This is a genomic window from Streptomyces ardesiacus, from assembly GCF_003112575.1.
Classification (GTDB): Bacteria; Actinomycetota; Actinomycetes; order Streptomycetales; family Streptomycetaceae; genus Streptomyces; species Streptomyces ardesiacus.
This window is the reverse complement of the sequence record NZ_BEWC01000006.1, coordinates 334,987-359,081: the sequence shown is the minus strand read 5'-3', so window position 1 is coordinate 359,081 and position 24,095 is coordinate 334,987. Positions and strand designations below refer to the sequence as shown.

General features: G+C 73.6%; 26 protein-coding genes. 14 read left to right on the top strand and 12 right to left on the bottom strand.

Annotated elements, in window-relative coordinates:
* Nucleotides 1–13 precede the first annotated feature (13 nt).
* The gene (locus tag Sdi02f_RS21775) at nucleotides 14–388 is read right to left on the bottom strand and encodes a cupin domain-containing protein (protein ID WP_031084584.1); all 375 of its coding nucleotides are present in this window, start codon (nucleotides 386–388) and stop codon (nucleotides 14–16) included.
* Between the two features lie 103 nt (nucleotides 389–491).
* On the opposite strand from Sdi02f_RS21775, the gene Sdi02f_RS21770 reads away from it, so the two are divergent.
* Nucleotides 492–938 carry a MarR family winged helix-turn-helix transcriptional regulator gene (locus Sdi02f_RS21770; RefSeq protein ID WP_030402851.1) on the top strand — a complete coding sequence of 149 codons (447 nt, stop codon included), beginning with the start codon at nucleotides 492–494 and terminating at the stop codon, nucleotides 936–938.
* A gap of 95 nt (nucleotides 939–1,033) precedes the next feature.
* On the opposite strand, the gene Sdi02f_RS21765 is transcribed toward Sdi02f_RS21770, so the two are convergent.
* Both Sdi02f_RS21765 and Sdi02f_RS36765 read right to left on the bottom strand, forming a co-directional pair.
* Complete coding sequence (locus Sdi02f_RS21765) at nucleotides 1,034–2,074, bottom strand: lytic polysaccharide monooxygenase auxiliary activity family 9 protein (RefSeq protein ID WP_108933870.1); 1,041 nt, start codon at nucleotides 2,072–2,074, stop codon at nucleotides 1,034–1,036.
* A 241-nt stretch (nucleotides 2,075–2,315) separates the two neighbouring features.
* Nucleotides 2,316–2,450, bottom strand: a complete 135-nt coding sequence (locus Sdi02f_RS36765; protein WP_037798967.1) for a hypothetical protein — start codon at nucleotides 2,448–2,450, stop codon at nucleotides 2,316–2,318.
* Between the two features lie 151 nt (nucleotides 2,451–2,601).
* Between Sdi02f_RS36765 and Sdi02f_RS21755 the strand changes: the two genes are divergently transcribed.
* On the top strand, nucleotides 2,602–3,219 hold the full coding sequence (locus tag Sdi02f_RS21755) for a class I SAM-dependent methyltransferase (RefSeq protein ID WP_108933869.1): 618 nt from the start codon (nucleotides 2,602–2,604) through the stop codon (nucleotides 3,217–3,219).
* A 13-nt stretch (nucleotides 3,220–3,232) separates the two neighbouring features.
* Here Sdi02f_RS21755 and Sdi02f_RS21750 read toward each other — a convergent pair whose 3' ends face one another.
* Both Sdi02f_RS21750 and Sdi02f_RS21745 read right to left on the bottom strand, forming a co-directional pair.
* Complete coding sequence (locus Sdi02f_RS21750; protein ID WP_108933868.1) at nucleotides 3,233–3,721, bottom strand: ribonuclease FAU-1 family protein; 489 nt, start codon at nucleotides 3,719–3,721, stop codon at nucleotides 3,233–3,235.
* Complete coding sequence (locus tag Sdi02f_RS21745) at nucleotides 3,702–4,628, bottom strand: GNAT family N-acetyltransferase (RefSeq protein ID WP_108933867.1); 927 nt, start codon at nucleotides 4,626–4,628, stop codon at nucleotides 3,702–3,704. Before Sdi02f_RS21745 ends, Sdi02f_RS21750 begins: the two co-directional genes overlap by 20 nt.
* 71 nt (nucleotides 4,629–4,699) lie before the next feature.
* Here Sdi02f_RS21745 and Sdi02f_RS21740 point away from each other — a divergent pair, with 71 nt between their 5' ends.
* Nucleotides 4,700–5,065 carry a GntR family transcriptional regulator gene (locus Sdi02f_RS21740; protein WP_030402856.1) on the top strand — a complete coding sequence of 122 codons (366 nt, stop codon included), beginning with the start codon at nucleotides 4,700–4,702 and terminating at the stop codon, nucleotides 5,063–5,065.
* Here the strand turns inward: Sdi02f_RS21740 and Sdi02f_RS21735 are convergent.
* A complete protein-coding gene (locus Sdi02f_RS21735) occupies nucleotides 5,056–5,892 on the bottom strand; it encodes a DUF72 domain-containing protein (RefSeq protein WP_030402857.1) in 837 nt (278 codons plus the stop codon). The two genes, Sdi02f_RS21740 and Sdi02f_RS21735, sit on opposite strands and share 10 nt — an antisense overlap.
* Before the next feature lie 20 nt (nucleotides 5,893–5,912).
* Nucleotides 5,913–7,007: a DUF5925 domain-containing protein gene (locus Sdi02f_RS21730; RefSeq protein ID WP_030402858.1), complete on the bottom strand. Its 1,095-nt coding sequence runs from the start codon at nucleotides 7,005–7,007 to the stop codon at nucleotides 5,913–5,915.
* A 216-nt stretch (nucleotides 7,008–7,223) separates the two neighbouring features.
* On the opposite strand from Sdi02f_RS21730, the gene Sdi02f_RS21725 reads away from it, so the two are divergent.
* A complete protein-coding gene (locus Sdi02f_RS21725; protein WP_108933866.1) occupies nucleotides 7,224–8,030 on the top strand; it encodes an SGNH/GDSL hydrolase family protein in 807 nt (268 codons plus the stop codon).
* 291 nt (nucleotides 8,031–8,321) lie between these two features.
* Complete coding sequence (locus tag Sdi02f_RS21720) at nucleotides 8,322–8,591, top strand: hypothetical protein (protein WP_030402860.1); 270 nt, start codon at nucleotides 8,322–8,324, stop codon at nucleotides 8,589–8,591.
* A gap of 223 nt (nucleotides 8,592–8,814) precedes the next feature.
* Here Sdi02f_RS21720 and Sdi02f_RS21715 read toward each other — a convergent pair whose 3' ends face one another.
* Together Sdi02f_RS21715 and Sdi02f_RS21710 are read right to left on the bottom strand one after the other, a co-directional pair.
* On the bottom strand, nucleotides 8,815–9,633 hold the full coding sequence (locus tag Sdi02f_RS21715; protein WP_108933865.1) for an ABC transporter permease: 819 nt from the start codon (nucleotides 9,631–9,633) through the stop codon (nucleotides 8,815–8,817).
* Complete coding sequence (locus Sdi02f_RS21710) at nucleotides 9,630–10,646, bottom strand: ATP-binding cassette domain-containing protein (protein WP_108933864.1); 1,017 nt, start codon at nucleotides 10,644–10,646, stop codon at nucleotides 9,630–9,632. The genes Sdi02f_RS21715 and Sdi02f_RS21710 overlap by 4 nt, the downstream gene beginning before the upstream one ends.
* Before the next feature lie 63 nt (nucleotides 10,647–10,709).
* Between Sdi02f_RS21710 and Sdi02f_RS21705 the strand changes: the two genes are divergently transcribed.
* A complete protein-coding gene (locus Sdi02f_RS21705; RefSeq protein WP_108933863.1) occupies nucleotides 10,710–11,414 on the top strand; it encodes a TetR/AcrR family transcriptional regulator C-terminal domain-containing protein in 705 nt (234 codons plus the stop codon).
* Between the two features lie 130 nt (nucleotides 11,415–11,544).
* Here Sdi02f_RS21705 and Sdi02f_RS21695 read toward each other — a convergent pair whose 3' ends face one another.
* The 3 genes from Sdi02f_RS21695 to hmgA are packed head-to-tail and all read right to left on the bottom strand — an operon-like array spanning nucleotide 11,545 to nucleotide 14,821.
* On the bottom strand, nucleotides 11,545–12,705 hold the full coding sequence (locus Sdi02f_RS21695) for a type ISP restriction/modification enzyme (RefSeq protein WP_108933862.1): 1,161 nt from the start codon (nucleotides 12,703–12,705) through the stop codon (nucleotides 11,545–11,547).
* 22 nt (nucleotides 12,706–12,727) lie between these two features.
* Nucleotides 12,728–13,477: a GntR family transcriptional regulator gene (locus Sdi02f_RS21690; RefSeq protein ID WP_108933861.1), complete on the bottom strand. Its 750-nt coding sequence runs from the start codon at nucleotides 13,475–13,477 to the stop codon at nucleotides 12,728–12,730.
* A gap of 27 nt (nucleotides 13,478–13,504) precedes the next feature.
* Nucleotides 13,505–14,821 carry a homogentisate 1,2-dioxygenase gene (hmgA, locus tag Sdi02f_RS21685; protein ID WP_030402866.1) on the bottom strand — a complete coding sequence of 439 codons (1,317 nt, stop codon included), beginning with the start codon at nucleotides 14,819–14,821 and terminating at the stop codon, nucleotides 13,505–13,507.
* Between the two features lie 193 nt (nucleotides 14,822–15,014).
* Here hmgA and Sdi02f_RS21680 point away from each other — a divergent pair, with 193 nt between their 5' ends.
* From Sdi02f_RS21680 to Sdi02f_RS21645, 8 genes are all read left to right on the top strand, one after another.
* On the top strand, nucleotides 15,015–15,584 hold the full coding sequence (locus Sdi02f_RS21680; RefSeq protein WP_053638158.1) for a hypothetical protein: 570 nt from the start codon (nucleotides 15,015–15,017) through the stop codon (nucleotides 15,582–15,584).
* 103 nt (nucleotides 15,585–15,687) lie between these two features.
* Entirely contained in the window at nucleotides 15,688–16,305 is a 618-nt protein-coding gene (locus Sdi02f_RS21675) for a TetR/AcrR family transcriptional regulator (protein ID WP_030402868.1), read from the top strand.
* Nucleotides 16,306–16,469: 164 nt separating this feature from the next.
* Nucleotides 16,470–17,930 carry a CitMHS family transporter gene (locus Sdi02f_RS21670; RefSeq protein WP_108933860.1) on the top strand — a complete coding sequence of 487 codons (1,461 nt, stop codon included), beginning with the start codon at nucleotides 16,470–16,472 and terminating at the stop codon, nucleotides 17,928–17,930.
* A 31-nt stretch (nucleotides 17,931–17,961) separates the two neighbouring features.
* Nucleotides 17,962–19,227 carry an MFS transporter gene (locus Sdi02f_RS21665; RefSeq protein ID WP_108933859.1) on the top strand — a complete coding sequence of 422 codons (1,266 nt, stop codon included), beginning with the start codon at nucleotides 17,962–17,964 and terminating at the stop codon, nucleotides 19,225–19,227.
* Complete coding sequence (locus tag Sdi02f_RS21660) at nucleotides 19,224–19,424, top strand: hypothetical protein (RefSeq protein WP_108933858.1); 201 nt, start codon at nucleotides 19,224–19,226, stop codon at nucleotides 19,422–19,424. The genes Sdi02f_RS21665 and Sdi02f_RS21660 overlap by 4 nt, the downstream gene beginning before the upstream one ends.
* A 403-nt stretch (nucleotides 19,425–19,827) precedes the next feature.
* A complete protein-coding gene (locus Sdi02f_RS21655) occupies nucleotides 19,828–21,165 on the top strand; it encodes an ABC transporter ATP-binding protein (RefSeq protein ID WP_031084570.1) in 1,338 nt (445 codons plus the stop codon).
* Between the two features lie 121 nt (nucleotides 21,166–21,286).
* Entirely contained in the window at nucleotides 21,287–22,675 is a 1,389-nt protein-coding gene (locus Sdi02f_RS21650) for an aldehyde dehydrogenase family protein (protein ID WP_108933857.1), read from the top strand.
* A gap of 34 nt (nucleotides 22,676–22,709) precedes the next feature.
* Nucleotides 22,710–23,807 (top strand): Zn-dependent alcohol dehydrogenase, encoded by a 1,098-nt coding sequence (locus Sdi02f_RS21645; RefSeq protein WP_031084566.1) that lies wholly within the window; start codon nucleotides 22,710–22,712, stop codon nucleotides 23,805–23,807.
* Nucleotides 23,808–24,095 lie beyond the last annotated feature (288 nt).

The following is a 24,095-nucleotide window of genomic DNA, read 5'->3' as shown; positions in this document are numbered from 1 at the left end:
CCGGCCCCGCGGGTCAGTTGGCCCACGGGGGAGCGAGGCGGGTGCCGTCGGCCAGCTCCGCCGTCAGGCCGACGGAGGTGGTGACCCAGGAGGTCGCGGTCCGGTCGGTGGGATTCTCGACGGCGAGGGTCGCCCCGGGGTTGATGATCACCGTGTCGCCCGCGGCGACGCGCTCGGTGCGGCCGTCGAGGGTGATCAGCAGTTCGCCGGTGAGCAGGTGGAAGACCTCCTCCCGGTCCACGGTGTGCGCGGGCGCCTTCGTCCCGGCCGGGATCTCGCCCCGCCAGGCGCACAACTCCTCACTGCCGGTGCGGGGGTTGGCGTACGAGACGAAACGGGCGCCGTGGATCTCGTGGACGACGCCTTCGGACGAGCGGACGACGGGCATGGCGGTGCTCCTCGAAGCCATTGGTCAAGCAACTTGACTATGTAGCGAACCCCCTTATGGTCAAGCTGCTTGAGCAAAGTGTCAAGGGTGCTTCAATGCCCCCGTGCAGAACTCCGACGCCATGTCCCTCACCGCCGCACTGCTCGCCGCGGCCGGCGGACTCACGCAGCGCATCCACGAGGGTGTCGTCGCCCGCGGCTTCGAAGGGGTGCGGCCCGCGCACGGTTTCGCCTTCGCCCGGCTCGCCCCGGACGGTGCGACCGTCACCGACCTCGCCGTGCACCTCGGGATGACCAAGCAGGCGGCCAGCCAGCTCGTCGAGGAGCTGGTCCGCAAGGGCTACGTCGAACGCCGGCCGCACCCCGCCGACGCGCGGGCCCGGCTGGTCGTGCTGACCGAGGCGGGACGGGCCTGCACGCGGGCGGCGGAGGAGGCCGCGGCGGAGGCCGTGGGGGCGTGGGCCGAGGTGCTCGGCGAGGACGGGGTGCGCGCGGTGCGCGACGGTCTGCTGCGCGTGGCGCCGGGTGGGCCGGTCCGGCCCGCCTGGTGACTCCGGCTTCGCTGTCGAGCCACCGGGCGGACTCTGCGTTCCCCAGTTCCCCAGTTCCCCCGTTCCCCCCGTTCCAGCGTTCCCCGTGCTGCGGGTCAGCGCCCGTGCCGGCCGCCGCTCGCCGCGCGCCGGCGTACCGACGCGAACAGGGTGGCCGCGCCGAGCGCCAGGGCGGCGGCACCGCCCACCGCGAGGTAGGGCGTGGTGCCGTCCCCGCCGGTCTCGGCGAGGTTCTCGGTGCCCCCGCCGGCGGCCTTGACCTGGTTGGGCTCGGCGGCGGCGGCCGGCTTCGTCGGGTCCGTGGTGGTCTCCGCGTCCTGGTCGCCGTGACCGTGGTGCTCGATCGTCGACTTGTCGGCCGCCGCCGCGATCTGCTCCTCGGACGGCGCGGAGGCCTCGGGCGCCGGGGCGGCCCCGGCGCCCGGGTCGCCGCCGGTGTCGCTTCCGGCACCGGCACCGGCACCAGTACCGGCACCGGCGCCCTCGCCCGCGCCGCCGAAGGTGACGTCCGAGCAGGAGTAGAACGCCTCGGGGCTGTCCGAACGCTGCCACACCGCGTACAGCAGGTGCTTGCCGGAGCGCTCGGGCAGGGTGCCGGAGAACGTGTAGAAGCCGCCCGAGGCGACCGGGTCGGTGGACGTCGCCACCGGGGCGGACAGGTCCAGGTCGTCCCAGCCGAGCGGCTGCGACGGGTCGTAGCCGGGCTTGGTGACGTACACCTTGAAGGTGCCCTTGTGCGGGGCCGTCACGCGGTACTTGAAGGTGTACGAGCCGCTGCTGACGCTGGTCGTGGGCCAGTCGGCGCGGGCCAGGTCCAAGCCCTTGAACGCCGGGTCGTTGGCGCTGCACAGCTTGCCGTCCGGGATCAGCTCCTGGTGCTTGCCGGCGGCGTTGCCGATGCGGATGCCGTTCCAGTCGTAGAGCGCCTGCGTGCCGCCCGCCGCGACCGCCGCCCTGCACGCGGCGGACGTGGGGTTCTCGGGCCCTTCGGCGTGGCACTGCGAGACCCGGCTGACCGGGTCGCCCATCGAACCGTGTGCCGACGCGGGGGCGGCGGCCAACGTGGTCAGGGCGAGCGGGGCGAGACCGGCGACGGCGACGGCGACGGCCTTGCGGGACGCGGACGGTGCGGGCATGCGGAACTCCTCGGAACGGTCACGTGGGACTGGGGAACTCGGGCCGGAACCCGTGGGGTTGATCAGCAAGCTAGCCCCAGGAGACCGCGAAAACGCCTGCTGGAGGCGCGTGACGGAGATCCTTATGGTCGCGTTAAGGGAGTGCTCAGGCTGGGCTGAGCCAGCCACCGTTCACGGCGGGAACGAGAGCGGATCAGGCCGGCGGTCGTCTCGGAATCCGCCGGCGGCGAGGGCCCGCCCGTCAGCCCTCCGGCCACCAGGTGCGCGCGATGTCCTTGCGGACCTCCGGACGCCCCGAGGGGCGCTCGTCGATCTCCTCGCGGACTCGGCGGGCGTCGGTCTTCTTCAGGGGCTTCTGCACGGTCAGACGGCGCATGGCTGCCTCCTTACGGATCCACCGGGTTCCGCGTTCTCACGGAGGTAGACCCTTTCCCCGAGACTCACTCATCGATGCCTCCCTGTCAGTGGCGGTTGTCACGTCCCCGCGCCCCGACTCCGTTGTCAGTGGCGGCTGTCACCCTGGGTGCATGAGCGAAAACAGTGACGAAGCGACCGCGCCGGGTGCCGACTGGGACGCGCTCGCCGCCTCCTTCGACGACGAGCCGGACCACGGCCTTCGCGACGCGGACGTGCGCCGGGCGTGGGCGGCCAGGCTGGCCTCCTGGCTGCCCCCGCGGCCCGGGGACGTCCTCGACCTGGGCTGCGGCACCGGCAGCCTGTCGCTCCTCGCAGCCGAGCAGGGGCACCGCGTCACCTGCGTCGACCTCTCCCCGGCCATGGTGGAGCTGGCCAGGACCAAACTCGCCGGACGCGACGCCGTGTTCCTCAACGGTGACGCGGCGGCACCGCCCGTGGGCGAGCAGCGCTTCGACGCCGTGCTGGTGCGGCACGTCCTGTGGACGCTGCCCGGCCCCGGCCGGGTGCTGCGGCACTGGCGGCAGTTGCTGCGCCCCCGAGGGCGGCTGGTCCTGGTCGAGGGCGTGTGGGGGAGCGTCACCCCGGTCGGCATACCCGCCGACCGGCTCACCGCCCTGCTCGCCCCGCTCGCCGGGCAGGCCCGCGTGGAGCGGCTGTCGGGCGACGCCTCGCTGTGGGGCCGGGAGGTGACGGACGAGCGGTACGCGGTGGTGGCGACGTACGGCTGAGCCGGGCGGCCCGTCAGCCGAGGAGGACGGTGAAGCCGGGGTCGTGGGCGCGCCGTTCCAGTTCGGTCAGGGCGGCCACGGCGGCGGCAGCGGCCCCGGGGTCCCGGGCCGCAAGGCCGCTCTCGGCGAACTCGTCCTCGTCGAGCCGTCGTACGTCCGTGCCGTCGGCGGAACGCCACAGGTCCAGGTCGAGGTCCTCGACGACCAGCTCGGTGCCGGTCAGGACGGCGGGGCGGGTGACGTCGCAGTACCAGCCCTTCAACGCACCGGCCGCCGAGCGGACCTCCTTCACCGCGTACCACCGGTCGCGCCAGTAGTACTCGGTGAACACGTCCCCGGCCTCGAAGCGCACGAAGCCGAAGTCGCGCACGCCGTCCCCGGCCCACGGAGCGCGGACGGCGAGGCGGGTGCCGTCGTCGTGCAGCAGCGTGGCCGCGTACCGGATCTTCGTACGGCCCGCCTTGACGAGCACGACGCTCACCTCAGCGGAGTTCGCGGACATGGCGCACCTCCGTCGCGCAGATCTCGTAGCCGAGCCACTTGTTGATGGCGAGCATCGGCCCGTTGTCGGTGTCGTTGCCGGTGAGCGCCTCCGTGTACCCGGCCGCACGGGCCCGGTGCAGGGAGGCGGTCTTGGCGAGCTTCGCCAGGCCCCGGCCGCGCCGGTGCCGGACCGTGCCCGTCATCGCCGTCGCGTACCGCGTGCCGTCGGTGTAGGCGACGCTGAAGGCGGCCGGACGGCCGTCGACGACCGCGACGGTGGTCAGTTCCCGGTCCAGCAGCGGGTGCCGCCAGGTCTCCGCCAGCCAGGTCTCGTAGTCCGTGAACTCGATGTCGACGTCCCCCGGTTCGTCCGCGACCGTCTCCGCGTCCAGGGCGAACAGGGGCCGGGGATCGTCCGCGAAGTCGGCCGCGGTGCGCAGCTCGACGCCCGGGGGAGGCGACCACAGGGGCGGCAGCGCGGCGTTCGCCAGGTCCAGCCGCAGGAAGTACGCGGCACGCCGCCGTTCGTAGCCGTGCCGCTCGGCGAAGGCCAGGTGGGCGGGCCCGTCCAGCACCCAGGCGTACAGCTTCGTCGCGCCCTCGCGGGTCAGGTACTCCTCCGCCGTCCGCACCAGCAGCCCGCCGGCGCCGTGCCGCAGCCGCTCCGGGTGGACGTAGACGTTCAGGAAGGCCTGGCCCGGCTCCGGGCTGTCGTGCACCAGCCCGATCTGGGCCGTGCCGATCACCTCCCCGTCCTCCTCCGCGACCAGGGACCGGCTCCGGGCGTCCGGGTGGGTGTGGACGAGCCGGTGCACGACGGCTTCGGGCGTCCACAGGATGAACGGCAGGGCGCGATGGCGGACCCGGGTGAAGGCGGCGACGTCGGCCGGGTCGTCGGGACGCAGGTCGCGTACGAGAACGGTCATGGGGGCGCACGCTACGGCGGCCGGGCGCTCCGGTGCCTCTGATTTTTCCGGGGATACGGGACAATCACCGGGTGACCCTGAAGATCCGTATCGACGACGGCACGCCGCCCTACGAGCAGGTGCGCGCACAGATCTCCGAACAGGCGCGGTCGGGCGCCCTGCCGGTCGGCCACCGGCTGCCCACCGTGCGCGGACTGGCCGAGTCCCTCGGGCTCGCCGCGAACACGGTCGCCAAGGCGTACCGGGCGCTGGAGGCGGACGGAGTGATCGAGACGCGGGGCCGCAACGGAACGTTCGTCGCTGCCGCGGGCTCTGCGGCTCAGCGGGAGGTTGCCTCCGCGGCGCAGAGTTATGCCGAGCGGGCTCGGCGGCTCGGGGTGTCGGAGGAGGAGGCGCTCGGGGCCGTGCGGGATGCCCTGCGGGCGGCTTACGGGTGAGCGCCGTTCGGGTGTGGGCTGCTTTCCGGCCGCGGATGCGCCGTGGCCGGTCGCGCGGTTTCCCGCGTCCCTTCGGGGCACGTTCGGGTGAGCGTCGGGTTTGACGTGCGCGCCAATCGTGCGAACGTCGCCGCGTCCCGTACCGCAGCCGCGTTCGGGTCATTGTTGAAGTAGGCGTACACGTCGTTCGTGTCCGGCCAGGTCGTGGCGATGCGGGTGAGCCACGTCGTCAGGGAGCGGCGGCCGTAGTGCGGCCAGGCCGCCGCGCGGCCCTCGTGGAAGCGGACGTAGCCCCAGTCGGCGGTGCGCCACAGGGGCGTGACCGGGCGGGCGCGGACGTCCGCCCAGCACAGGGCCGCGCGGCGGGAGGCGAGGACCTCGCGGACCTCGGCGGTCCACCACGACGCGTGCCGGGGTTCCACCGCGACCCGGGTTCCGGCCGGGAAGCAGGCGAGGCAGGCGTCCAGGAGGGCCGGGTCGGCGCGCAGGGTCGGCGGCAGTTGCAGCAGGACGGGGCCGAGGCGGTCGCCCAGGCCGGCCGCGTGGGTCATCAGGCGGTCGACCGGTTCCGCCGGGTCGCGCAGGCGCTTGATGTGCGTCAGATAGCGGCTCGCCTTGACCGCGACCGTGAAGTCCGGCGGCAGCCGCTCGCGCCACGCCGCGAAGGTCTCCCGGGCGGGCAGGCGGTAGAAGGCGTTGTTGATCTCGACCGTCGCGAAGGCGGCCGCGTAGTGCTCCAGCCAGAGCCGGACCGGCAGACCGGGCGGGTAGAAGGCGTCCCGCCAGTCCCGGTACTGCCAGCCCGACGTGCCGACGAACAGGGGCATACCCCCATCAAAGCACCGGGCTACAGATACAGCCCGGCGTCCGCCCCCGCCCGCGGCTCCGGCAGCGCAGTCGGCGAGGTGCCCCGGCGCAGCGCGAACAGCTCCGCCAGCGTCGCCCCCTCGCGCCCGACCCCCTCCTCGGTGCCGAGCCAGTCCACCGCCTCCCGGCGGGTGAGCGGGCCGACCTCGATGCGGGCCAGGCAGCGGCCGGGGCGGACGACGGCGGGGTGCAGGCGTTCCAGGTCCTCGTTGGTCGTGACGCCCACCAGGACGTTGCGGCCCTGGCCGAGGAGACCGTCGGTGAGGTTGAGCAGCCGGGAGAGCGCCTGGCCCGCCGTGTGCTTGGCCTCGCCGCGGATCAGTTCGTCGCAGTCCTCCAGGAGCAGCAGCCGCCACCGGCCCTTGCCCGCCGCGTCCTCCTCGCCGATGGCGATGTCCATCAGATAGCCGACGTCGGAGAAGAGCCGTTCCGGGTCGAGGACGCAGTCCACCTGGCACCAGTCCCGCCAGGAGCGGGCCAGCGTACGCAGCGCGGAGGTCTTGCCCGTGCCCGGCGGACCGTGCAGGAGCAGCAGCCGGCCCGCGATGTCCTCGGGCGTCGTCTTCATCAGGCCGTCCATCGCCTCCGCGACCGGCGCCGTGTAGTTGGCCCGGACCTCGTCCCAGGTGCCCGCGGCGATCTGACGGGTGGTGCGGTGCGGGCCGCGCCGCGGGGAGACGTACCAGAAGCCCATCGTCACGTTCTCAGGCTGCGGCTCGGGCTCGTCCGCCGCGCCGTCCGTCGCCTCGCCGAGCACCTTCTCGGCCAGGCCGGCGCTGGTCGCCGTCACCGTGACGTCGGCGCCCCGGCTCCAGCGCGAGACCAGCAGGGTCCAGCCGTCGCCCTCCGCCAGCGTCGCGCTGCGGTCGTCGTCGCGGGCGACCCGCAGCACGCGCGCGCCGGGCGGCAGCAGCGTGGCGCCGGACCGTACGCGGTCGATGTTCGCCGCGTGCGAGTACGGCTGCTCACCCGTGGCGAAACGGCCGAGGAACAGCGCGTCGACGACGTCGGACGGGGAGTCGCTGTCGTCCACGGTGAGCCGGATCGGCAGGACTTCGTGCGGGTTCACGGACATGCCGCCATGATCGGGCACCCGGCCGCCGCGTGCACCCGCTTTCCCGGGCCGCCGCGCCGTACGGACGCGCGCGGCGGCGTGCCCCGGCACGCGTCCACACCCCCGATTTTCGTCCGGACTTGAACGAGTGTCAGCCAATCCTTGGCATGAACACTTCCAGTCAACGCGCGTAGCTGCTACCACGGTCGTGGCAGCAATCCTGCTAAGGGAGGTTCCATGAGACGTTCCCGATTCGTCGGTTTCCTGAGTTCAGTCCTCCTCGCCGCCGGCGCCGCCCTCACCGGGGCCGCGACCGCCCAGGCGGCCCAACCCGCCGCAGCCGACGGCTATGTGGCCCTCGGCGACTCCTACTCCTCCGGGGTGGGAGCGGGCAGCTACATCAGCTCGAGCGGCGACTGCAAGCGCAGTACGAAGTCCCACCCGTACCTGTGGGCGGCCGCCCACTCACCCTCCTCCTTCGACTTCACCGCCTGCTCCGGCGCCCGTACGGGTGATGTTCTCGCCGGTCAGCTCGGCCCGCTCGGCACCGGCACCGGCCTCGTCTCCCTCAGCATCGGCGGCAACGACGCGGGCTTCGCCGACGTCATGACGACGTGTGTGCTCCAGTCCGACAGCTCCTGCCTGTCGCGGGTCGCCACCGCGGAGGCGTACGTCGACTCGACGCTGCCGGGCAACCTCGACGGCGTCTACTCGGCGATCCGCAACAAGGCACCCAACGCCCGCGTCGTCGTCATCGGCTACCCGCGCTTCTACCAGCTCGGCAAGAGCTGCCTCGGCCTGTCCGAGACCAAACGGGCGGCGATCAACAAGGCCTCCGACCACCTCAACACCGTCATCGCCCAGCGCGTCGCCGCCCACGGATTCACCTTCGGCGACGTCCGCACCACCTTCACCGGCCACGAGCTGTGCTCCGGCAGTCCCTGGCTGCACAGCGTCAACTGGCTGAACATCGGTGAGTCGTACCACCCCACCGCGGCCGGTCAGTCCGGCGGCTACCTGCCGGTCCTCAACGGCGCCGCCTGACCCGGAGCGAGAACGGGACGGAAGGCCGCAGGCCCCGCCGCTCGGCGGGGCCTCCGGCCGCGTGGCGAATCCCCACGCGGGAGCGCACGTGACATCGCCCACGTTTCCGAGGTCCGGGCGGGCGCGCGTGCCGGTGGTCCGGCATCGTCCCGGTACCTGCCGGATTCGGAGAGTAATCGTCAACCCCCTTACGGGGAAGGTGAATCCTGTGACCGCGATACACGCATGCCGTACCGGGGCGATAGGGTTAGCCTGCCCGGGCCGGGTGGACTCGTACGGGTGGGGAGTGACATGGAACAGATAACAGTGCGCAGCAGGGCAAGGGTCCCTGCGATCACCTGCGGCAGCAGCGCGACCAGCTCGCGCCTCGACCGTCATCTCGCGGTACTCGGAGGGCCCGCCCTCCCGCCGCGGGAGACCGTGGAGGCGACGTCGCTGATGCGTGAGCTGACCGCGCGTGAGCCCGCGCACAAGCGCAGCAACAGGGGCGCCCGGGTGAGCCGGGTCTCACTGTTCGCGCCGTTGCGTCGACTGCGCCGCTCGCTGTTCGGCGGCAACTGAGGCCCGCGCGCCGGTGGTCACACCTCCCGGCGCGGCGCCGCGGCACTCGTCCGTCATCCCCACGGCACGCAGCGGCGCCCCGGTGTGCTCCCCGAGCGCGGGCCGTCCCCGGCAGATCCGACCCCGTACGTCCGTTCCGTACGCGTTCCCCACGCGTCCCCGCCCTCCCGTTCCGCGTTCCGCGCCGCCGTCTCCCCACCGGCGGTGAGCCACCCCGGCCCGCTCAACGGCCCCCGTGCGCGTACCGGCGCACGGCGAGCGGGACGAACACCGCGAGCAGTACCGCACACCAGGCCAGCGACCCGGCGACGGGATGCGTCACCGGCCAGGCGGCCCCGTCCGGCACGGGCGCGTTGCCGAAGAGGTCGCGCAGCGCCGTGGTCACCGCGCTGATCGGGTTCCACTCCGCGACCGTGCGCAGCCAGCCCGGCAGCCCGTCGGTCGGGATGTACGCGTTGGACAGCAGCGGAAGCAGGAAGGTCGCGCCGCCCAGTTGACCGGCGGCCTCCTCGTTGCGGGTGAGCAGCCCCAGGAAGATGCCGATCCACGTCGTCGCGAACCGGAACAGCAGCAACAGCCCCACCGCGCCCACCGCGCCGAGCGCACCGCCCTCCACCCTCCAGCCCACCGCGACCCCGACCAGCAGCAGGGGCACCGTCCCGGCGGCCGTGAGGAGCACGTCGGCGACCGACTGCCCGAGCGGCACGGCGGCCCGGCTCACCGGCAGCGTCCGCAGGCGGTCCGTCACGCCCCGGTGGGTGTCCTGGGCGGCCTGGAACATGCCGGTCATGATGCCGTTCGCGGCCGTGGCGACCAGCAGACCCGGTACCAGGAAGGCGCGGTACTCCTCACCCGGCATCGCCAGCGCGCTGCCGAAGACGTAGCCGAAGAACAGCAGCATCGTGATCGGCATGGTCTGGGTCAGGATCAGCAGCCCCGGGTTGTTGCGCACCCGCCGCAACTGGCGGCCCAGCATGGCCGCCCCGTCGTGCGCCAGGCCGTACGCCGCGCCGCCGTCCGGCCTCGTCGTCAACGTGCTCATGCCACCAGCTCCTTGCTGTCGTTGTCGCCGCTGTCGCCGCTGTCGCCGCTGTCGCCTCTGTTGTCGTTGTCGCCGCCGTCGTCGCTTCCTCCGGTCAGACGGAGGAAGACGTCGTCGAGGGTCGGCGGTCGCAGGCTCGCGTCCACCAGGGGCACGCCCGCCGCGTCGAGTGCGCGCACCAGGCGCGGCAGGGTCAGGGTCGGATCGGTGCTCACGGCGCCGGCGGTGCGCCGTTCGCGGTCCAGCACCGGCGCCGCGCCGGTCAGCCGGTCCAGGACCGCCGCCGCCCGTGCCAGCGCGTCCGCGTCCGTGACGACGGCCTCCGCGTACGCCCCCACCAGCGCCTTGAGTTCGGCTGGCGACCCGGTGTGCGCCACCCGGCCCCGGTCCACCAGGGCGATGTCGTCGGCCAGGCGGTCGGCCTCCTCCAGGTACTGCGTGGTGAGCAGCACCGTGGTGCCGTCCGCCTTCAGGGCGCGCACCGCGTCCCAGATCCGGTTGCGGCTGGCCGGGTCGAGGCCGGTCGTCGGCTCGTCGAGGAACAGCACGTCGGGGCGGCGCACCAGGCTCGCGGCCAGGTCGAGACGGCGCCGCATGCCGCCGGACAGGGTGGCGGCGGGGCGGTCGGCGGCGTCGGCCAGGCCGAAGCGGTCCAGCAGTTCGCCGGCGCGCGCCGCCGCGTCCCGCACCCGGTGCAGCCGGGCGAACAGGAGCAGGTTCTGCCGTCCGGTGAGGTCCCCGTCCACCGACGCGTACTGCCCGGTCACCCCGATCCGGCGACGCACCGCTGCCGCCTCGCGCACCAGGTCGTGCCCGGCGACCCGGGCCGAGCCCGCGTCCGGCCTCAGCAGGGTCGTCAGCAGCCGGACCGCCGTGGTCTTGCCCGCCCCGTTCGGCCCGAGCAGGCCGCACACCGTGCCCTCGGCCACCGCCAGATCCAGCCCGCGCAAGGCGTGCACGGCGCCGAAGCGCTTCTCCAGACCCTCACTAAGTACAGCGTACGTAGTAGTCATGCGTCGACCATAGCGCACTACGTACGGTGTACGTAACTAGGATGGAGGCCGAGGTGATGCACGATGGCGGGCCGAGCGGCCGTACCCGAAGTGATCTGGTCGCGCCCCGAGCGCACCGGCCGGGGGCCGAGACCGGCGTACTCCCGCGCCGACATCGCCGCCGCCGCGGTGCGGATCGCCGACGCCGAGGGCCTGGACGCGGTCTCGATGCGTCGCGTCGCCGGCGAGCTGGGCTGCGGCACCATGTCGCTGTACAACTACGTCCCCCGCAAGGAGGACCTGTACGAGCTGATGATGGACGCGGTCAGCGGCGAGCACGAGCTGTGGGAACCCAGCGGGGACTGGCGCGCGGACATGATCCGGGTCGCCCACCAGACCCGCGCCCTGATGCGCCGCCACACCTGGCTTCCCCGCCTGATGTCCCCCGTCTACGGCTTCAGCCCCAACGCCCTGCGCTACCTGGAGCACTGCCTGGCCTGCCTCGACCCCTTCGAGGCGCCGTACGGCACCAAGATGGAGCTGGTCGCGATGGTGAACGGCATCGTGACCACGTACGTCGGCAACGAGATCGCCACCGTCGAGCGCACCCGCTCGCTGCCCTGGTCCCAGGAGCAGGAGAACGCGGCGCGCATCGCCTACCTCGGCCGGCAGGTCGCGAGCGGTGCCTATCCGCGGCTGGCGGCGTCCTTCGCGGAGGACGCCGGACCGATCGACCTGGAGAGCGTCTTCGAGCGGGCGCTGAGGCGGGTGCTGGACGGGTTCGCCTGAACCGTCCCCCGAGCCCGAACCGTCCCCCGAGTCCGAACCGTCCCCCGGGCCCGAGCCGGACCCCGAGCCCGGACCGGACCCCGAGCCCGGACCGGGGTCGGGCGGTCCTCGTGGCCCGTGGGCGGCGCGGTCACAGCAGCGCCAACTGCCCCTCCGGGCCCTCCTCCCGGTCGTCCAGGACGGAGGCCGGCCGACGCGCCGACGCGGGCGCCGGCAGCACCCCGGCCTCGCGCAGCTCGGTCGCGGTGATCCCGTCCGTGACCCTCAGCTCCCGGCACCGCTCCCGCACGTCGGCGAGCAGCGCGAGGACCGTGATCAGCTCCAGCAGTTCGGACGTCCAGGTCTGGGGCCAGGCGGCCGGGCGGATCGCGGCCAGCGTGCCCGGCTCGCCCCCGGCCGTGCGGGCCGCGAACCACTGCTCGATCACCCGGACCCCGCCCGCCTCGAACTCCCAGGCGCCGGGCGGCACGGGGGAGACGCGCCCGTCGTCCAGGAAGAGGGCCTCCTCGTCCCGGTCGTAGCGCAGGGTCAGCGGGCGCGGCGGCAGCGGGGCGCGGACGTACGGGCGGCGGCCGCCGGGCAGCTTGGGGCGCTCTCCGTCGCGGCGCATCAGCCACAGGGCGCGCCGGCCCAGCCCGACGCCGTGCTCCCACAGCTCCGGGTCCGCGGGAAGCGGGACCAGCGAGCCGGGCCGCACGGCCGCCACCGACCAGGCGAGCAGGTCCAGCGGGCCGGGGCGCAGGCCGAGGCGGGCGGCCAGGTGGTCCAGGAGGCCCGGGGCGAGGTTGGGCTCCGCGCCGCCGGGGCGGCGGTACAGCGGGCGGATCCGGGCGGGGCCGGACAGCGGCAGCAGCGAGGTCGCCAGGAGCAGCGGGGGCCCCGCCGCGTCGGGCGTCTCCACGACGAACACCTGCCGCGCGTCCGCCACCCGCCACAGCTCGGGGCGGGCCGCGTCGATCAGCCGCTGGTCGGGGATCAGCCACTGCTCGTCGAACGGCGCCCGCAGCACCCGGACCGGCTCCGCACACGGTCCCGAGGCGCGCGCCAGCCGCTCGGTGCCCCCGGCGCCGCCCGGCAGCCGCCCCACCGCCGAGTACGGCGTGCGCGAGCGGGTCGGTTCGAACAGGTCCGCGCGGTCGGGCCCCTCGGCCTTCACCAGGGCCTCCCAGCGGGCCTTCAGGGACCCCGCGTCGGGAGCCGCCGGCCACCCCCGGCCCAGCCGCGGCGGTGCGACGGACCACGGCATGAGGTCCGCCAGCGGCGGAGCGTCGTCGTGCGTCACGCCGGGCATCGTACGACGGGGCGCCGGCGCCTCACGTGGCGTCCAGGGTGACCGTGAACGAGAAGCGGTCGCCGCGGTAGTGGATGACGGCCACGTCGAGGACCCGGCCGTCGGCGTCGTAGGTGATGCCCGTGTAGTGCAGGATCGGGCTGAGCAGCGGGACTTCGAGCAGCCGCGCCGTCTCCGGGTCGGCGAGCCGGGCCTCGACGGTGTCGGTGATCCGGCTGATGTCCATGCCCACCACGTCCCGCAGCACCTTCGTCATCGGCCACCGGGCGAGGTCGTCCAGGTCGATGCGCGCGGCCAGTTCGGGACGGACGTAGTTGCGGGCGTGGTTGGTCGGCTCGCCCGTCTTCTCGTCGCAGCGCAGCCGGTGGTACGTCGCCACCTCCGCCAGCTCCGGGAAGAACTCGGCGAGTTCGGCGGGCACGGCGGCGGTGCCGTGGTCCAGCAGTTCGGCCGTCATGCCGGACTGCTGGGCCACGATCGCGTCCACCGAGCCGAGCAGCCGCACCGGGGCGCCCCGGAGGGCGTGCGGCTCGATGAAGGTACCCCGCCGGCGGTGCCGGGTGATCAGCCCCTCGTCCTCCAGCTCCTTCAGCGCCTGCCGCATGGTCAGCACGCTCACCCCGTAGTGCGCGGCCAACTGCTCCTCGGTGGGCAGGCGCAGCGGGTCCCTGGGCGAGCGGCCGAGTATCGAGGCGCGCAGCGACTGCGACACCTGGTACCAGAGCGGCAGCTTGCGGTTCAGGACGACGGAGTCCGGGGCGAAGGAGGTCACGGGCCATCCGTACCGGTAGGGGAAACCTCAGTGCAAGGGGCGGAAGTGCCGCTCCAGGCCCCGCCAGACGTCGTCGTAGCCCTGCTGCAGGTGCTCGGCGCGGGCCGCCTGGGGGGTGAGGGTCACCGGCCACCGCGTCTCGAACATGAACGCCAGCCCGTCGTCGATCCGCTGCGGCTTCAGCTCGGCCGCGCTCGCCCGCTCGAAGGTCTCCCGGTCCGGGCCGTGCGCCGACATCATGTTGTGCAGCGAGCCGCCGCCCGGCACGAAGCCCTCCGCCTTGGCGTCGTAGGCGCCCTCGATGAGCCCCATGTACTCGCTCATCACGTTCCGGTGGAAGTACGGCGGCCGGAAGGTGTCCTCGCCCACCAGCCAGCGCGGCGCGAACACCACGAAGTCCACGCCCGCCAGACCCGGCGTGTCCGACGGAGAGGTGAGCACCGTGAAGATCGACGGGTCCGGGTGGTCGTAGGAGATGGTGCCGATGACGTTGAAACGGCGCAGGTCGTACACGTACGGCACGTGGTTGCCGTGCCAGGCGACCACGTCGAGCGGGGAGTGGTCGTACTCGGCGGTCCAGAGGTTGCCGCAGAACTTGTTGACCACCTCGACCGGACCGTCGTCCTCCTCGTAGGCGGCGACCGGTGCCCTGAAGTCCCGGGCGTTGGCCAGGCCGTTGGCGCCGATCGGGCCGAGGTCGGGGAGCTGGAAGGGGGCGCCGTAGTTCTCGCAGACGTAGCCGCGGGCGTCGGCGTCCAGGAGCTCCACGCGGAAGCGGACCCCGCGCGGGACCAGTGCCACGTGGCCCGGTTCGGCGTGCAGCAGTCCGAACTCGGTGCGCAGCAGCAGGCCGCCGCGCTCGGGGACGATCAGCAGCTCGCCGTCGGCGTCGCTGAAGACCCGCTCCATGGAGGCCGTCGCGTGGTACAGGTGCACGGCCATGCCGGTGCGCTGGGTCGCGTCGCCGTTGCCGCCGAGCGTCCACAGCCCCGCGACGAAGTCCGTGCCCGGCCCGGGCTCGGGCAGCGGGTTCCACCGCATCCGGTTCGGGTCCGGCACGGCCTGGTTGAAGGGGGCCGTGCGGATCGCACCGTTACCCGTCCGGGTGAACGCGGGGTGCGCGGCCGAAGGGCGGATCCGGTACAGCCACGAGCGCCGGTTGTGCGCCCTCGGCTCGGTGAACGCCGTGCCGCTCAGTTGCTCCGCGTACAGGCCCAGGGGGGCCCGCTGCGGTGAGTTCCGGCCCTCCGGCAGTGCGCCCGCCACGGCCTCCGAGCTGTGCTCGTTGCCGAAACCGCACAGGTAGGCCAGGCCCTCGGCGGTCTTCCGCTCGTCCCCGCTCATCGCTCGCTCCCTCGCAACCCGCATCCTCGCGAACCGATTCCTATGGCACACCGTAGGATTGCGGTTTCCCGCGCGCAAGAGGGCACAAGAGGACTTCCCCGCTCCGCTCGTTGCGGGTCGTCCGCCGCGAGGATGACCGGAACCAGACCTCCGGAGGATCCGGACTGTCGGACCCGTGTTCTAGTCTCGCGTCATGTCGTGGACGAGGGGAGCGCTCGCCGTGTTCGCGGTCTGCGTCCTGCTGTTGACGGGACCGGCGGCCTGCGACTCCGGCGACGGAGGTGGACCGGAGGCCGGGAATGCGGCCGAGCCGGTGGGAAAGCTGCTCGACACCACCGACGAGGAGGGCCGGCGCTACCGCGAGGTGCGCGCCGAGCACGCCCCCGAGGTCGGGATCGAGGTGCAGCCCGAGGCCGACGAGAGCTGGGACGTCCGCCTGACCGTCCGCGGCTTCACGTTCTCGCCGGAGGGCACGGAGGCCGAGGCCGCGGCCGGCCGCGGCGTGGCCCACCTCTTCCTCGACGGCGACCACGTCGCCCGCCTCCACCGCCCCCGCTACCGCCTGCCCGCCGACCTGGTCCCGCGCGGCACGCACCAGCTCACGGTCCGGCTGTACGCCGACGACGACACCGTCTGGGCCGCCGACGGCGAACCCGTCGAGAGCACGGCGGACATCACGGCCTCGGGCGCCGGTCCCACCGGGGCGGCACAGCCGGAGCGGGCCGGGGGCCGGTCGGCCACCGCACCGGCGGCGGACCGGTGAGGGCGGCGCCCGCGCCCGCCGGGTGCCCCGGGGGCCCGGCCCGGGCAGGCACCCCCCGCCGTACCGGAGGCCGTGGTTCCCCCGGCCGGTCCCGCAGGGCATCATGAGCACCGTGTCCCACGCGACCCCGCTCCGCCGCGCCCCCGTGCAGCGGCGCAGTGCCGAACGGCTGACCCGGATCCTCGACGCCTGCGCCGACCTCCTCGACGAGGTCGGGTACGACGCCCTCAGCACCCGCGCCGTGGCGCTGCGCGCGGACGTCCCCATCGGCTCGGTGTACCGCTTCTTCGGCAACAAGCGGCAGATGGCCGACGCCCTCGCCCAGCGCAACCTGGAGCGCTACGCCGAGCGCGTGACCGAACGGCTGGCCAGGACGGCGGACGGCGGCTGGCGCGGCGCGCTGGACGCCGTACTCGACGAGTACCTGGCGATGAAGCGGACCGCGCCCGGCTTCTCCCTGATCGACTTCGGCAACCAGATCCCCGTCGGCGACCGCCACGCCGTCCCCAACCACCGTGTCGCCGAACGGCTCACCGAACTGCTCTCCGGCTACCTCGGCCGCCGCCCCGACGACGACGTCCGCCGCGTCTTCCTGGTCGCCGTGGAGACCGCCGACACCCTCGTGCAACTCGCCTTCCGCGTCGCGCCGGACGGGGACGAGAAGATCATCGAAGAGGCCCGGGAACTGCTGCGGGCCTACCTCGGGCGCGTCCTCGACTGACGGCCGCCGCCCGACCGTCACCGCCGTCACACGGCTGTGACCTGGAGTTCTGCGCTTATTGCTCGCATGTCAACGTCTTGTTAACGCTCCGGCGCGCCACCTAACGTCGCTCGCACCGCCTGCCCCGGTGGGATGTTCAAGGGCGAACGTTAGGTACTCAATTCATGCTGACCATCCTCGGCTTCGCCATGATCGCGACCTTCCTGGTCCTGATCATGATGAAGAAGATGTCGCCGATCGCGGCGCTCGTGCTGATTCCCGCGCTGTTCTGCGTCTTCGTCGGCAAGGGCGCCCATCTGGGCGACTACGTCATCGACGGCGTCTCCAGCCTCGCCCCCACCGCGGCGATGCTCATGTTCGCGATCGTCTACTTCGGTGTGATGATCGACGTCGGCCTCTTCGACCCGATCGTCCGGGCCATCCTGAAGTTCTGCAAGGCCGACCCGATGCGCGTCGTCGTCGGCACGGCGCTGCTGGCCGCGATCGTCTCGCTGGACGGCGACGGCTCCACCACCTTCATGATCACGGTCTCGGCGATGTACCCGCTGTACAAGCGGCTCAAGATGAGCCTGGTCGTGATGACCGGCGTCGCCGCCATGGCCAACGGCGTGATGAACACGCTGCCGTGGGGCGGGCCCACCGCCCGCGCCGCCACCGCGCTCAAGGTCGACGCCTCCGACATCTTCGTCCCGATGATCCCGGCCCTGGCCGTGGGCCTCGTCGCCGTCGTCGCCCTCGCCTACGTGCTGGGTCTGCGCGAGCGCAGGCGGGTGGGCACGCTGTCGCTGGACGACGCCCTGGTGCGGGAGCCGGAGACGGAGACGGAGACGGTGCTGGTCGGCGCGGGCGCGGCCGGCGGGGCGTCCGGCGGGCGTTCGGGTGCCGGTGCCGGTGCCGGTGCTGCTCGCGGCGGTGCCGGAACGGGCGGTGCCGGTGAGGCGGCCGACCGGGACGCCGGGTCCGAGGCCGAGTCCGGCGACGACTTCAAGGGCCTGGACCCGAACCGGCCCACCCTGCGCCCCAAGCTGTACTGGTTCAACGCGCTGCTGACCGTCGCGCTGCTCACCGCCATGATCATGGAGCTGCTGCCGATCCCGGTGCTCTTCCTGATCGGTGCCGCGCTCGCCCTCACCGTCAACTTCCCGCGGATCCCCGACCAGAAGGCCCGCATCGCGGCCCACGCCGACAACGTCCTCAACGTCTCCGGCATGGTCTTCGCCGCCGCCGTCTTCACCGGCGTCCTCACCGGCACCGGCATGGTCGACCACATGGCCAAGTGGCTCGTGGACACCATCCCCGACGGCATGGGCCCGCAGATGGGCCTGGTCACCGGCCTGCTGAGCCTGCCGCTGACGTACTTCATGTCGAACGACGGCTTCTACTTCGGTGTCCTGCCGGTGCTCGCCGAGGCCGGCCAGGCGCACGGCGTGTCGACCCTGGAGATCGCCCGCGCCTCGATCGTCGGCCAGCCCCTGCACATGTCCAGCCCGCTCGTCCCGGCCGTGTACGTCCTGGTGGGCATGGCCAAGGTCGAGTTCGGCGACCACACACGGTTCGTGGTGAAGTGGGCCGTCCTGACGAGCCTGGTGATTCTCGCCGCGGGCATCCTGTTCGGCATCATCTGACCGTCGCAGACCCTCAGGAAGGAACACCCTCATGGCGCCCGGTGGGAACCGCGGCTGGCTGCTCCGCCTCGTCATCGCCTTCGGCTTCGCGCAGGGGGCGGTGTCGATGGCCCGGCCCGCCGTCTCCTACCGGGCCCTCGCGCTGGGCGCCGACGAACGGGCCGTCGGCGTCATCGCCGGTGTGTACGCGCTGTTGCCGCTGTTCGCCGCCGTTCCGCTGGGGCGGCGCACCGACCATGGCCGCTGTGCGCCGCTGCTGCCCGTCGGGGTGGTGCTCATCGCCGGGGGCTGCGCGCTGAGCGGCGTCGCCGGATCGCTGTGGGCGATGGCCCTGTGGAGCGGCGTCATGGGCCTCGGGCACCTCTGCTTCGTCATCGGCGCCCAGTCCCTGGTCGCCCGCCAGTCCGCGCCGCACGAACAGGACCGCAACTTCGGCCACTTCACCATCGGCGCCTCGCTCGGCCAGCTCATCGGCCCCATCGCCGCGGGCGCGCTGATCGGGGGCCCCGACATGGCCGGCAGCAGCGCGCTCGCCCTGGTGGTGGCGGGCGCGGGCGCGGCGGTCGCCGTCACGTCCCTGTGGCGCATAGAGCACCCGACGGCGGGCGCCTCGCGCAGGGAACCGGGCCCGCGTGTGCCCGTGGGGAGCATCCTGCGGGCCCGGGGCGTGCCCGCGGGCATCCTGATCAGTCTCTCCGTGCTCTCCGCGACCGACATCCTCACCGCCTACCTGCCGGTGGTCGGCGAGCACCGGGGGATCTCCCCTGCCGTGATCGGCGTCCTGCTCAGCCTGCGGGCCGCCGCCACGATCGCCTGCCGGCTCGTGCTGACGCCCCTGCTGCGGCTGCTCGGCCGCACGGTGCTGCTCACCGTCACGTGTCTGCTGGCCGCCCTGCTGTGCGCCGGGGTCGCGCTGCCGGTGCCGGTGGGGGCGCTGGCAGCGATGCTGATCGTCCTCGGCTTCTGCCTGGGCGTCGGCCAGCCGCTGTCCATGACGACGGTCGTGCAGGCGGCCCCCGAGGAGGCGCGCTCCACCGCCCTCGCGCTGCGGCTGACCGGCAACCGTCTCGGCCAGGTCGCCGCACCCGCCGCCGCGGGCCTCGTCGCGGGCGTCGCGGGCGTGGCCGCACCCTTCGTGATGCTGGGCGGCCTCCTCCTGCTCTCCTCGGGCATCGCGCTGCGGGCCCCTTCGGCGGACGTGGCCGAGCGGGCGGCCGGCCACCGGCGCCCGGCGGTCGGGCAGGATGTCCCGGACCGGGCCGACGACCGCCGGCGGTGCCGGGAAACGAAGGGATGAGCATGGTCCTGCTCCTTCTGGCCGCGGTGCTGCTCCTCGCCGTGGGCGGCTGCGGCTGCGTCGTGTGGGCGGCCCGCGGCGGCCCGCCCTGGACGCGCGCGGTGGCCGCGGCGACCCTCGCGGCCGGCGAACTGGTGCGCGCGTCGGGCCGCTCCCGCGGCAACCGCACCGGCACGGCCGACGATACGGACGGCTGACCCGTCCGACCCGTCCGACCCGTCCGACCCGTCCGACCCGTCTGCCCCGGCTACCTGTCCGGCCTGTCTGCCCCGGCGTCTCGTCCGCCTGCTCTGTCCGGCGGCCTGTCTGCCTTGGCGTCCCGGTGGCCTGTCTGCCCGGTATGTCTCGGCGGCCGTCTGCCCCGGCGGTCCGTCCGCCCCGGCGTACGCTCCGGCGTGATCGCCTCGTGAGACGTCCCGCGCCCTGAATCCGGCCGTCCGCTTTCTCACCAGGTGGACACCCGCACCGAGATGCGGTCCGGTGTCTTCCCCCGCCCGGGCACGGTCCGTTAACTTCCGTGACTCACACGCCCCGTACGACCCGCACGAGGGCGTCCGACCGCGGAGCACCAGCGCTCAGTGAGTCCCCGGGGGCACCTCCATGACACGCGCCATCTCCCTGCACGACGTGAGCAAGACCTACGCGCGGGGCGTCCGCGTGGTGGACCGGCTGTCGCTGGACATCGCGCCGGGCGAGTTCCTCGTCCTGCTCGGGCCCTCCGGCTGCGGCAAGTCGACCGTGCTGCGCATGATCGCCGGGCTGGAGGAGATCACCGACGGGGAGCTGCTGCTGGACGGCGCCCACGCCAACGACCTGCTCCCCGCCGAACGGCGCATGGCGATGGTCTTCCAGAACTTCGCCCTGTACCCCAACATGACCACCCGCGGGAACATCGGCTTCCCGCTGCGCGTCGAGGACCCGCAGGCGGACCACACCGCGCGCGTGGACGCCACCGCCCGGATGCTGGGCATCGAGGACCTGCTCGACCGCCTCCCCGCCCAGCTCTCCGGCGGCGAACGCCAGCGGGTCGCCATGGGGCGGGCCATCTCCCGCCGTCCCACCGCCTTCCTGATGGACGAGCCCCTGTCCAACCTCGACGCCAAGCTCCGCAACCACCTGCGCGCCGAGATCACCCGCCTCACCAGGGAGCTGGGCGTCACCACGGTCTACGTCACCCACGACCAGTCCGAGGCCATGTCGCTGGGCGACCGCGTCGCCGTCCTGCGCGGCGGGGTCCTCCAGCAGGTGGACACCCCGCGCGCCGTCTACGCCCTGCCCCGCAACGTCTTCGTCGCCGCCTTCATCGGCACCCCGCGCATCAACCTGCTGCGCGGGCTCGTGCGCGCCCCGCTGGACGGCGCGATGACCATCAGCCTCGGCAAGCAGTACCTGCGCCTGCCCGAACCGCTCTGCCTGGACCACCAGTTGCTCCGCGTCCAGCAGGGCCGCGAGGTGATCGTGGGCCTGCGCTCGGAGGCCGTACGGATCGCGAAGCCCTCGTCCGCCCGCCCCGGCGAGGTACTGCTCACCGGGCTCGTGGAGCACGTCGAGTTCCAGGGCCACGAGGTCCTCGTGCACTTCAACACCGGTTCCCGGCCGGCCCTCGTGCCCGACCTGGAGGCCCCGCGCCCGGCCACCCGCCCGGTCGGGCGCCGGCGCCGCGACGGCACGGTCCTGGACCGGCTGAGGCACAGGGCGGGTGCCCTGCGCGCCGGACCGGTGGTCGTCATGGACGAACCCCCGGAGCCCGGGCCCCCGGTCGCCGCCCCCGACGGCCGCCTGCCCGGGGACCTGATCGTGCGGACCACCCCCGACATCGACCTCCGCCACGGCATGCAGGTCCCCCTCCTCGTCGACCTCGCCCACCTGTTCGTCTTCGACCAGCACGGCGACCGCATCTGCCCCGCTCCGGCCCGCCTGCCCGACCTGGAGGAGTGATCCCGCGCCGGTCCCGCACACCGGGAGCGTGAGCCGCGCCACCATCGGGGGAGCCCCTGGTGCCGTAAAACTATCGGCGCTAGTTTGGGGCTGACGACGAGGCCCGCCCGGAAGGAACGCGATGAAGGCACACGACGGCATGTACATCGACGGAGCCTGGCGCCCCGCCCACGGCCCGGACACGATCGACGTCGTGAACCCGGCCGACGAGCAGGTGATCGGCCGCGTCCCCGCGGGCAGCGCCCTGGACGTCGACGCCGCCGTACGGGCCGCCCGCGCCGCCCTGCCCGGCTGGGCCGCCACCCCGCCCGCCGAACGCGCCGCCCGCCTGGGCGCCCTGCGGGACGTGCTGGTGGCCCGCAAGGACGAGATCGCCGGGACGGTCACCGCCGAACTGGGCTCCCCGCTGAAGTTCTCGCAGGCCGTGCACGCCGCCGTCCCCATCGCGGTCGCCGGTTCCTACGCCGAGCTGGCGGCGACGCACGCCTTCGAGGAGAAGGTCGGCACGTCCGTCGTCCACCACGAACCGGTCGGCGTGGTCGGCGCCATCACCCCCTGGAACTACCCGCTCCACCAGATCGTCGCCAAGGTCGCCCCGGCGCTCGCCGCGGGCTGCACAATCGTGCTCAAGCCCGCCGAGGACACCCCGCTCACCGCCCAGCTCTTCGCCGAGGCGGTGCACGAGGCGGGCGTCCCGGCCGGTGTCTTCAACCTGGTCACCGGCCTCGGCCCGGTCGCGGGCCAGGCCCTGGCCGAACACCCCGGCGTCGACATGGTCTCCTTCACCGGCTCCACCGCCGTCGGCCGCCGCATCGGCGCCGCCGCGGGCGCCGCCGTCAAGCGGGTCGCCCTCGAACTCGGCGGCAAGTCCGCCAACGTCATCCTCCCGAGCGCCGACCTCGCCAAGGCCGTCAACGTCGGCGTCGCCAACGTCATGTCCAACTCCGGCCAGACGTGCAGCGCCTGGACCCGCATGCTCGTCCACCGCGACCAGTACGACGAGGCCGTGTCCCTCGCCGCCGAGGCCGCCGCAAAGTACGGCGACCGGATCGGACCCGTCGTCAACGCCAAGCAGCGGGACCGGGTGCGCGGTTACATCGACAAGGGCGTCGCCGAGGGCGCGCGCCTGGTCGCGGGCGGGCCCGAAGCCCCGCGCGAACAGGGGTACTTCGTCAGCCCCACGGTCTTCGCCGACGTGACCGAGGAGATGACGATCGCCCAGGAGGAGATCTTCGGGCCGGTCCTGTCCGTCCTGCGCTACGAGGACGAGGAAGACGCCCTGCGCATCGCCAACGGCACGGTCTACGGCCTCGCCGGCGCCGTCTGGGCCGGGGACGAGGCCGAGGCGGTCGCCTTCGCCCGCCGCATGGACACCGGGCAGGTCGACGTCAACGGCGGCCGGTTCAACCCGCTGGCGCCCTTCGGCGGCTACAAGCAGTCGGGCGTGGGCCGCGAGCTGGGCACCCACGGCCTCGCCGAGTACCTCCAGACCAAGTCCCTCCAGTTCTAGCCCGCTTCTGGCCCGTAGGGGAGCCGTCCACGTCATGAGCGTCCGTACCGCAGTCCGCGCCGCCGTCGTACCGGCCGTCGGGGCCCCGCTGGAGGTCACCGGCATCGAGCTGCCCGAGCCCGGCCCCGGCCGGGTCCGGGTGCGGCTCGCCGCCGCCGGGGTCTGCCACTCCGACCTGTCCCTGTCCAACGGCACCATGCGCGTGCCGCTGCCCGCCGTCCTCGGCCACGAGGGCGCCGGCACCGTCGTCGCCGTCGGCGAGGGCGTCACCCACGTCGCTCCCGGAGACGAGGTCGTCCTCAACTGGGCCCCGTCCTGCGGAGCCTGCCACGCCTGCTCGCTCGGCGAGGTCTGGCTGTGCGCGAACGCCCTGGCCGGCGCCGCCGACGTGCACGCCCGCCGCGCCGACGACGGCACCGACCTCCACCCCGGCCTGAACGTCGCCGCGTTCGCCGAGGAGACGGTCGTGTCCGCCTCGTGCCTCCTGCCCGCCCCCGAGGGCATCCCCCTCACCGAGGCCGCGCTCCTCGGCTGCGCCGTCCTCACCGGCTACGGCGCCGTCCACCACTCGGCGAAGGTCCGCCAGGGCGAGACGGTCGCGGTCTTCGGCGCCGGGGGAGTGGGCCTCGCCACCCTCCAGGCGGCCCGGATCGCGGGCGCGTCGAAGATCGTCGCGGTCGACGTGTCCCCCGAGAAGGAGCAACTGGCCCGCGCCGCGGGCGCCACCGACTACCTCCTCGCCTCCGACACCACCGCCCGCGAGATCCGCGCCCTCACCGGCAAGCAGGGCGTCGACGTCGCCGTCGAGTGCGTCGGCCGCGCGGCCACCATCCGCACGGCCTGGGAATCCACCCGGCGCGGCGGCCGCACCACGGTCGTCGGCATCGGCGGCAAGGACCAGCAGGTCACCTTCAACGCCCTGGAGATCTTCCACTGGGGCCGCACCCTGTCCGGCTGCGTCTTCGGCAACGCCGACCCCGCCCGCGACCTCCCGGCCCTCGCCGGACACGTCCGCGCCGGGCGCCTCGACCTCGGCGCACTGGTCACCGAACGCATCGCCCTGGACGGCATCCCGGCGGCCTTCGAGAACATGCTGGCAGGCAAGGGCGGAAGGGCGCTGGTGGTGTTCTAGCCGCCCGCTCCGGCGGCGCGGGGCCGGGGATGTCGTCCGGCTCGTGCCGTTGAGGCGTCCGGCCCGTGCCGGGGTGTCGTCCGGCTCGTGCCGCGGGCTCGTGGCCCCGGCAGGCAGGAGGTCTGCGGCGTGCCCGCCGGACGCCAAGTCCCACCCCCGCTCGGCTTCGCCCCGGCGGGTGACCCCTCACGTTGTCGCCCTCCACCGCCCCGCGGCTGCACGCACCAGGTCCCGTCCGGGTCGGCCGCAGCGCACCGTCGCCCGGGAGCCGCTCTGATCCGGTCGGCA

What these genes read in the sequence shown, in the direction of transcription:
- Sdi02f_RS21775 (WP_031084584.1), bottom strand. Translation starts at nt 388, where the DNA reads ATGCCCGTCGTCCGCTCGTCCGAAGGCGTCGTCCACGAGATCCACGGC.
- Sdi02f_RS21765 (WP_108933870.1), bottom strand. Translation starts at nt 2,074, where the DNA reads ATGCCCGCACCGTCCGCGTCCCGCAAGGCCGTCGCCGTCGCCGTCGCC.
- Sdi02f_RS36765 (WP_037798967.1), bottom strand. Translation starts at nt 2,450, where the DNA reads ATGCGCCGTCTGACCGTGCAGAAGCCCCTGAAGAAGACCGACGCCCGC.
- Sdi02f_RS21755 (WP_108933869.1), top strand. Translation starts at nt 2,602, where the DNA reads ATGAGCGAAAACAGTGACGAAGCGACCGCGCCGGGTGCCGACTGGGAC.
- Sdi02f_RS21750 (WP_108933868.1), bottom strand. Translation starts at nt 3,721, where the DNA reads ATGTCCGCGAACTCCGCTGAGGTGAGCGTCGTGCTCGTCAAGGCGGGC.
- Sdi02f_RS21745 (WP_108933867.1), bottom strand. Translation starts at nt 4,628, where the DNA reads ATGACCGTTCTCGTACGCGACCTGCGTCCCGACGACCCGGCCGACGTC.
- Sdi02f_RS21735 (WP_030402857.1), bottom strand. Translation starts at nt 5,892, where the DNA reads ATGCCCCTGTTCGTCGGCACGTCGGGCTGGCAGTACCGGGACTGGCGG.
- Sdi02f_RS21730 (WP_030402858.1), bottom strand. Translation starts at nt 7,007, where the DNA reads ATGTCCGTGAACCCGCACGAAGTCCTGCCGATCCGGCTCACCGTGGAC.
- Sdi02f_RS21725 (WP_108933866.1), top strand. Translation starts at nt 7,224, where the DNA reads ATGAGACGTTCCCGATTCGTCGGTTTCCTGAGTTCAGTCCTCCTCGCC.
- Sdi02f_RS21720 (WP_030402860.1), top strand. Translation starts at nt 8,322, where the DNA reads ATGGAACAGATAACAGTGCGCAGCAGGGCAAGGGTCCCTGCGATCACC.
- Sdi02f_RS21715 (WP_108933865.1), bottom strand. Translation starts at nt 9,633, where the DNA reads ATGAGCACGTTGACGACGAGGCCGGACGGCGGCGCGGCGTACGGCCTG.
- Sdi02f_RS21710 (WP_108933864.1), bottom strand. Translation starts at nt 10,646, where the DNA reads ATGACTACTACGTACGCTGTACTTAGTGAGGGTCTGGAGAAGCGCTTC.
- Sdi02f_RS21705 (WP_108933863.1), top strand. Translation starts at nt 10,710, where the DNA reads ATGGCGGGCCGAGCGGCCGTACCCGAAGTGATCTGGTCGCGCCCCGAG.
- Sdi02f_RS21695 (WP_108933862.1), bottom strand. Translation starts at nt 12,705, where the DNA reads ATGCCCGGCGTGACGCACGACGACGCTCCGCCGCTGGCGGACCTCATG.
- hmgA (WP_030402866.1), bottom strand. Translation starts at nt 14,821, where the DNA reads ATGAGCGGGGACGAGCGGAAGACCGCCGAGGGCCTGGCCTACCTGTGC.
- Sdi02f_RS21680 (WP_053638158.1), top strand. Translation starts at nt 15,015, where the DNA reads ATGTCGTGGACGAGGGGAGCGCTCGCCGTGTTCGCGGTCTGCGTCCTG.
- Sdi02f_RS21675 (WP_030402868.1), top strand. Translation starts at nt 15,688, where the DNA reads ATGAGCACCGTGTCCCACGCGACCCCGCTCCGCCGCGCCCCCGTGCAG.
- Sdi02f_RS21670 (WP_108933860.1), top strand. Translation starts at nt 16,470, where the DNA reads ATGCTGACCATCCTCGGCTTCGCCATGATCGCGACCTTCCTGGTCCTG.
- Sdi02f_RS21665 (WP_108933859.1), top strand. Translation starts at nt 17,962, where the DNA reads ATGGCGCCCGGTGGGAACCGCGGCTGGCTGCTCCGCCTCGTCATCGCC.
- Sdi02f_RS21660 (WP_108933858.1), top strand. Translation starts at nt 19,224, where the DNA reads ATGAGCATGGTCCTGCTCCTTCTGGCCGCGGTGCTGCTCCTCGCCGTG.
- Sdi02f_RS21655 (WP_031084570.1), top strand. Translation starts at nt 19,828, where the DNA reads ATGACACGCGCCATCTCCCTGCACGACGTGAGCAAGACCTACGCGCGG.
- Sdi02f_RS21650 (WP_108933857.1), top strand. Translation starts at nt 21,287, where the DNA reads ATGAAGGCACACGACGGCATGTACATCGACGGAGCCTGGCGCCCCGCC.
- Sdi02f_RS21645 (WP_031084566.1), top strand. Translation starts at nt 22,710, where the DNA reads ATGAGCGTCCGTACCGCAGTCCGCGCCGCCGTCGTACCGGCCGTCGGG.